Source organism: Peribacillus sp. CSMR9 (assembly GCF_033141925.1).
Lineage (GTDB): Bacteria > Bacillota > Bacilli > Bacillales > DSM-1321 > Peribacillus > Peribacillus simplex_A.
This window is the reverse complement of sequence record NZ_JAOPHO010000003.1, coordinates 244694-251171: the sequence shown is the minus strand read 5'-3', so window position 1 is coordinate 251171 and position 6478 is coordinate 244694. Positions and strand designations below refer to the sequence as shown.

At 35.8% G+C, this 6478-nt stretch carries 6 protein-coding genes; 5 read left to right on the top strand and 1 reads right to left on the bottom strand.

The features are described from left to right. Positions 1–265: 265 nt before the first annotated feature. The 5 genes from N9I19_RS04340 to N9I19_RS04320 all read left to right on the top strand — a co-directional run bounded on the left by N9I19_RS04340 (position 266) and on the right by N9I19_RS04320 (position 5318). Positions 266–1252: an SIS domain-containing protein gene (locus tag N9I19_RS04340; protein WP_317777076.1), complete on the top strand. Its 987-nt coding sequence runs from the start codon at positions 266–268 to the stop codon at positions 1250–1252. Positions 1253–1367: 115 nt separating this feature from the next. Beyond that, positions 1368–2651: an ABC transporter substrate-binding protein gene (locus N9I19_RS04335; RefSeq protein ID WP_317777075.1), complete on the top strand. Its 1284-nt coding sequence runs from the start codon at positions 1368–1370 to the stop codon at positions 2649–2651. Positions 2652–2692: 41 nt separating this feature from the next. Next, entirely contained in the window at positions 2693–3571 is an 879-nt protein-coding gene (locus N9I19_RS04330) for a carbohydrate ABC transporter permease (protein WP_317777074.1), read from the top strand. Between the two features lie 86 nt (positions 3572–3657). Beyond that, positions 3658–4464 carry a carbohydrate ABC transporter permease gene (locus N9I19_RS04325; protein ID WP_411730403.1) on the top strand — a complete coding sequence of 269 codons (807 nt, stop codon included), beginning with the start codon at positions 3658–3660 and terminating at the stop codon, positions 4462–4464. Positions 4465–4481: 17 nt separating this feature from the next. Then, positions 4482–5318, top strand: coding sequence for a PfkB family carbohydrate kinase (locus N9I19_RS04320; protein ID WP_317777072.1), 837 nt, complete (start codon positions 4482–4484; stop codon positions 5316–5318). Positions 5319–5354: 36 nt separating this feature from the next. On the opposite strand, the gene N9I19_RS04315 is transcribed toward N9I19_RS04320, so the two are convergent. Continuing rightward, on the bottom strand, positions 5355–6113 hold the full coding sequence (locus N9I19_RS04315) for a GntR family transcriptional regulator (protein WP_317777071.1): 759 nt from the start codon (positions 6111–6113) through the stop codon (positions 5355–5357). Positions 6114–6478 lie beyond the last annotated feature (365 nt).

Sequence of the window (6478 nt, the reverse complement as noted above, 5' to 3'; positions counted from 1 at the left end):
GGTTATTTCCAAGGGAAGCAAAATATGAAGCCCTTCGCTTTCTCACAAGTCATCGAACAGGTGGCACGAATCACATTTGATGTTAAAGTGGGCGTTTCATAACAAAAGAAAATTTCCCATGAAAATTTTAATGGGAAAGAAACTGCAATGTAAAGGATAAATGAAATATTCTGACAAATATATTGACTAAAGAAAGACTATGAATTAATATAACAATATATAACATTACATAATGTTGTATATCAAATATTGAAGGGGTGGGAAAATGAGTAAATCTGTTATTAATGTAAAAAGTAATGTAAAAACAGTATTGGATCAATTAAAGGGTAGGAAAATTAACAATATTTATTTTGTAGCATGCGGGGGATCTTCTGCCATTATGTATTCAGCTAAGTATATACTGGATCGTGAAGCTAAAAATATAACTTCCGATCTATATAGTTCAAATGAGTTTATACATCGTAATCCACAACAATTAGGGAAGGAATCTTTAGTAATTTTATGCTCTATGTCTGGAACAACTCCTGAAACAGCAGAAGCGGCTAAGTTTGCAAAAAGTAAAGGTGCGTTTACAGTGGCATTAACGAACGGACCAGCATCACCATTGGCCCAAAATTCGGACCTTTATATTAAATATGAATGGGGTAACGGTGTAAACGCCTTTGATACAAACCTCAGTGTTTTATATCAACTAGTTTTTGGCGTACTTCATATAGCGGAAAACAATGAGAAGTTTGGAAAACTAGTATCAAGTTTAGAGAACTTACAGCCAGTGTATGAAAAAGCTCTACAGCAAGAAGCTTCTAATGCAAGAGTATTCGCCCAATCTCATGCAAAAGAACCTGTTATCTATACAATGGCAAGTGGTTCCAACTATGGGACAGCCTATTCTTTCAGTATTTGTATCTTAATGGAAATGCAATGGATACACTCACATGCCATTCATGCTGGTGAGTACTTCCATGGACCATTCGAAATTATTGACGAAAATGTACCGTTTATCATTCTATTGGGATTGGATGAAACAAGACCGTTAGAAGAAAGAGCGTTATCTTTTTCTCAGCGTTATGGCAAAAAGCTAACTGTGTTAGATGCAAAACAGTATGATCTTGGTGGTATCGATGAAGAAGTAAAAGGATATATTGCGCCGCTAATCTTAAATCGTGTATTGCGTCAATATGCAGAAGAATTAGCGGAAGCGCGTAATCATCCTTTAAGCAAGAGACGTTATATGTGGAAAGTAGAATACTAATAGCTGGAGAAAACTTAATATTCTGTATATTTTATTTACGAATTATACTATAATGTTTTATAACATTATAGTATAATTCCTGATATTAAAAGCATTTATAAAAAGGAGGGTATTCATGAGAATAACAAAACTTATATTTGCATCATTTTTAAGTTTATCTTTAATGCTTGGGGGATGTTCTGGTGAAAAAACAGCTTCAGAATCAGATGTTGGAAAAACTACCTTAACATTTTTCCATAGGTGGCCAAAGGAACCGGAAAAAACTTACTTTAATGAAGTTGTAAAAGAATTTGAAAAACAAAACCCCGATATCCATATTAAAACCGAAGCAGTGCTAAACGATTCGTATAAAGACAAAATTAAAGTAATGACTGGTACAAATAATCCACCTGATGTTTATTTCTCATGGAGTGATGAATTTGCCAGTCAGTTTGTGCGAGGAAATAAAGCTTTGGATTTAACTTCTTATTATAAAAACGATCCGACATGGTCTTCTCAACTCGTTCCATCCCAAGTCAAACCATATACATTTAATAATAAGGTGTATGGTGTCCCCGTAACAATGGATGGGAAAATGTTTTTCTATAACAAGGATGTTTTCGAAGATTTGAACATAAACCCACCTAAAACATGGAATGAATTAATCGATGTATTAAAAGTGTTAAAAAAGAATAACTACACAGCCATTCAATTCGGTAGTCAAGATACTTGGACAATTTCCCATTATGTGGGCACATTGAATCAACGCCTTGTTAGACCGGAAGTGCTGACAGTGGATTATAATCGAAAAACTGGGAAATTCAAGGATGACGACTACATAAAAGCGCTTGAAAAATTCCAAGAGTTGTTACCTTATTTTAACGAGAATACGAATTCAATAGATCATGAATATGCTAGGCAGCAATTTTCAAATGGTAAAGCACCTATGTTTTATGCAGAAACGGCAGAAATCAAGCTATTTGGACCCACTAAGTTTGAACTTGGAATGTTTAACTTTCCTGAAGTGGAAGGCGGAAAGGGTAATCAAACAAATCTAACGGGATCACCTGAGGGCTTTATGATTTCTTCTAAGACAAAGCATCCTAAAGAAGCGATGGAGTTTTTAAAGTTTCTAACCACTAAACAGATGGGAGAGAAACTAGTCACTGATGTGGGCAAGTATAGTGCAGTTAAAGGAACGGTGAATGAAAATAATTCTTCCCCAGAACAGCTGGAAGCGGTCCAAAGCATATTAAACACAAAGGAAATGGCCCCATGGTTTGACATGAGCATTGATGCGCGTATTGCAGATGCCTATTTAACAGGAACACAAATGATGTTAAATGGAGATAAAACACCTAAACAAATGCGTGATGTTCAAAAAGCTGCTGATACTGTTAGAACTGAAGCGGGGAAATAAGGGAAATCAGTTTTCCGTTTTATTAAGGGAGTGATTTTTTAATGATAAAACTCGATAAATTTGTACCTTATCTATATCTTCTACCAGCCTTAGTTTTTTTACTGCTTGTTTATATCCCCATTTTCCAAAATATTGGCGATAGTCTGTATAATTGGAGTACTTTTTCACCAAATAAAGCATTTGTAGGGTTGGAAAACTACTTTACTTTATTTAAAGATCCCGTTTTCTATGAAGCTTTAAAAAATAATATTCTTTATGCATTGATTTCAATTATTTTCCAGGTATTTGGAGGATTAATTGTTGCAGCTATTTTAGAAGATAAATTGATCCGAAAATTTTCACCTATCTTTCGAACCGTTTATTTCTTACCAGTCGTTGTTTCAATGACAGTCATAGCTTTATTGTTTAGTTTTTTTTATAACCCGGAAGTGGGATTGTTAAATCAGTTTCTGGAAATGATTGGATTAAACGATTTAGCACAACCATGGCTGGGTGATAGTGAAACGGCAATCTATGCAGTCATTGCTGTCTCACAGTGGCAATCGATTGGTTATATAGCCATGTTATATATCGTATCCATTCAAAAAATATCACCTGAATTATATGAAGCAGCTGAAATGGATGGAGCGAATAAAATAAAAACGTTTTTTCACATTACTGTTCCAGCAACCAAGGAAATGACATTTGTAGCCGTAATATTAACACTGACAGGTGCTTTTACAGTGTTTAATGAGCCATATATCTTAACCGGAGGAGGACCGGGAACTTCTTCTGAAGTACTAAGTACCTATTTATATAAAACGGCTTTTTCAAAAGATATGATGGGATATGCTTCTGCCATTGCTACGGTTATCTTAATTATTACGTTACTTATTTCCCTTGTTCAAATGAAAATATTTAAAACAGGAAAGGAGGACTAATAATGGAGATGCCTAAATCAACTATTAGAGTACCGGAATTAGTTGTGGAAAATCTAGAATATGAAAGGAAAAGAAAAGTCTTTAATATGAGAGTAGCACTTGTCTATTCAGGTTTGATCGCCTACTTTCTTGCTGTTGCATATCCCTTATTATGGATGGTCATCAGTTCTTTCAAAAGCACAGAGGAAATTTTCAGCCATAGTTGGTCACTTCCTCATAGATGGTTGTTTGAAAATTATGTAACAGCTTGGAATAGTGGGATTTCTTCCTACTTTTTAAATAGTGTCATGGTTACTGGCATGACTTGTATTCTAACGGTATTAGTAAGTGCGTTGGGTGCCTACGGATTATCTCGCTTTGATTTTCGTGGAAAGGCTTTCATTTTGGTCATATGCTTAGGCGGTTTGATGCTATCTCCCCAAGTAAGCCTTATCCCTTTGTATAATATAATTCAGAAGCTAGGTATATATAACACACACTGGGCGTTAATTTTACCTTATGTAGCATACAGAATTCCGCTAACCATCTTATTGATCCGGGCCTACTTCCTGTCCATTCCGGGAGAACTGGAAGAGGCTGCCCGGTTGGATGGATGTACGAATCTTGGAATCCTTTTTAGAATTTTCATCCCTATGAGTAAGCCTATATTATTAACAACGGCAATTTTAACAGCTTACTATACATGGAATGAATTTATGTTCGCCATCATCTTCATAGACGATGATAGTTTACGTACGATACCTGCCGGTCTAATGCAATTCCGAGATGCACTGCAAACCGATTGGGGTGTGTTACTTTCTGGATTAACTATTTCAGCGGCACCTATCGTCATTTTATTTTTATTCATGCAGAAGTATTTTATCCGTGGAATTGCTAGTGGAAGTGTAAAATGATAACAGGGGGAACAGGCATGAAATTAATTGGAATTGGAGATAACGTAGTAGATTTTTATAAAGACCAAGGAAAGATATATCCTGGCGGCAATTCATTAAACGTGGCAGTGCTGTACAATCGTTTAAATGATAAACAGTCTTCATATATTGGCATTGTAGGTAATGACGTGGCAGCAGACCATGTGTTAGAGGTATTGCAAAAGGAAAAGATAGAGATTAGTAGAGTAAGACAAGCAGTAGGAGAGAATGGGATGGCAGTCGTCGCGTTGGATAAGGACGGGGACCGAATTTTTGTTGGTTCCAATAAGGGGGGAATTCAATCTAGATTGGGGATTGTACTGAATGACAAGGATTTGGATTATATTCGGCAACACGACCTTCTTCATACAAGTGTATATAGCCGAATAGAGCATAATCTTCCAATATTAAGCCAATTCATTGACATTTCTTTTGATTTTTCGACAAATCAAGAGGATCACTATTTACAAAAAGTTTGTCCGTATGTAACTTATGCATTTTTTTCCGGAAGCAATTTGAACGAGGCAGGGTGCAATGCACTGATTCAAAAGGTGCATTCGTTCGGCACAAAAGTGATATGTGTTACTCGTGGGGAAAAGGGAGCAATTTTATCAACTGAAAATCAATTATATGAACAAGCTATTATCCAAACCAAAGTTGTAGATACGTTGGGGGCGGGAGATTCTTTTATTGCTGGTTTTCTCTCATCGTACGTCCAGGGTCAAGATGTATATAAAGCTTTACAAAAAGGAGCTTTAGTTGCCTCCCAAACCTGTCAGGACTATGGTGCTTTCGGATATGGTAAAGAATATCATCCTGACCATATGATGGTTTAAAATGATTTAGATGGAAAAAGGTAACGAGATCCCGGATTAGGACGGGGATTCGTTACCTTTTTCTTGTGATATGGAACTATCAATCGTAAAAGTCACTCGATTAGCAGGATAATAGAGGAAGGATGAATGGATAGGTTGCTTCTTAGCGTCATATGCCACTTTCTCCACTTTGAAAAGGGGGTCTCCCACTTCGCATTCTAAATATTTTGCTTCATCAGCATTTGCCAAAACCATATTTAAAAGTTTCGTGTTATGAACAGGAGTTATATTATATTTATGCTTTATGATATCATACATGGAAACAGAGTTATGGACATGTTGATTTAAATCAGGCAGGACCTTTAAGGAATAATGAGAAATTTCTAAGGTGAGAGGTTGATTATCATAGTATAAGATCCTTTGTAATTCAAGAACATCACTTTCAGGGGTAATCTCCAAGGATTTGGAAATATTAGCCGATGCAGGTATTATCCCAAATGAAAGGATTTTTGTTTGAGGTATCTTCCCTAATTCTGACATATATTCAGCATGACCATTAACAGCAAATAATTCCCTTTTTACTTTAGGATATTGGACAAATGTTCCCTTTCCTTGTTGGCGTATTAGAAGACCCTCTTCCACCAAGTCCAAAACCGCCTTTCTGACAGTAATGCGACTTACTCCATATATGTCACATAATTCTGTTTCGGTTGGTAATCTTTCGCCAGGAGAGTAAATCCCTTTGTTTATATCTTCGATAATAGATTGTTTTAATTGTATGTATAATGGTGTAGAACTATGTGTGTTGAGTTTCATGTTTTCCCCTTTCTCGTATTTTTCCTTTTATTATAACGTAATGTGATGTTATAGTACAAATCTTCAATTCGACAGACAGACCTCCCGCAACAACAATCCGTGATAAGAATGTCGCGGATCTTTTTGCGTGGGAAAATCTGCACTTTTTGCACAGTAACCATAAAAAGAGTATATAACTACGATCTGAATAGGGAGTGCAGCAACCATCTTATAGTTAAAGCAAATGCCCAAATCATAAAAAGTCATAATACGACATCAAATTCCAGCATATTTCTACTTTGCCATTTTGTATAATGAGATAGAAAAATATTTTATGTAAGTGATTGTTGTAATGTGAAAAAATAAAATCGTTTCAACTCTAGGAG

Bases quoted from the DNA above. Each gene is read 5' to 3' on its own strand.
- N9I19_RS04340 (WP_317777076.1), top strand. From the start codon at position 266: ATGAGTAAATCTGTTATTAATGTAAAAAGTAATGTAAAAACAGTATTG.
- N9I19_RS04335 (WP_317777075.1), top strand. From the start codon at position 1,368: ATGAGAATAACAAAACTTATATTTGCATCATTTTTAAGTTTATCTTTA.
- N9I19_RS04330 (WP_317777074.1), top strand. From the start codon at position 2,693: ATGATAAAACTCGATAAATTTGTACCTTATCTATATCTTCTACCAGCC.
- N9I19_RS04325 (WP_411730403.1), top strand. From the start codon at position 3,658: ATGAGAGTAGCACTTGTCTATTCAGGTTTGATCGCCTACTTTCTTGCT.
- N9I19_RS04320 (WP_317777072.1), top strand. From the start codon at position 4,482: ATGAAATTAATTGGAATTGGAGATAACGTAGTAGATTTTTATAAAGAC.
- N9I19_RS04315 (WP_317777071.1), bottom strand. From the start codon at position 6,113: ATGAAACTCAACACACATAGTTCTACACCATTATACATACAATTAAAA.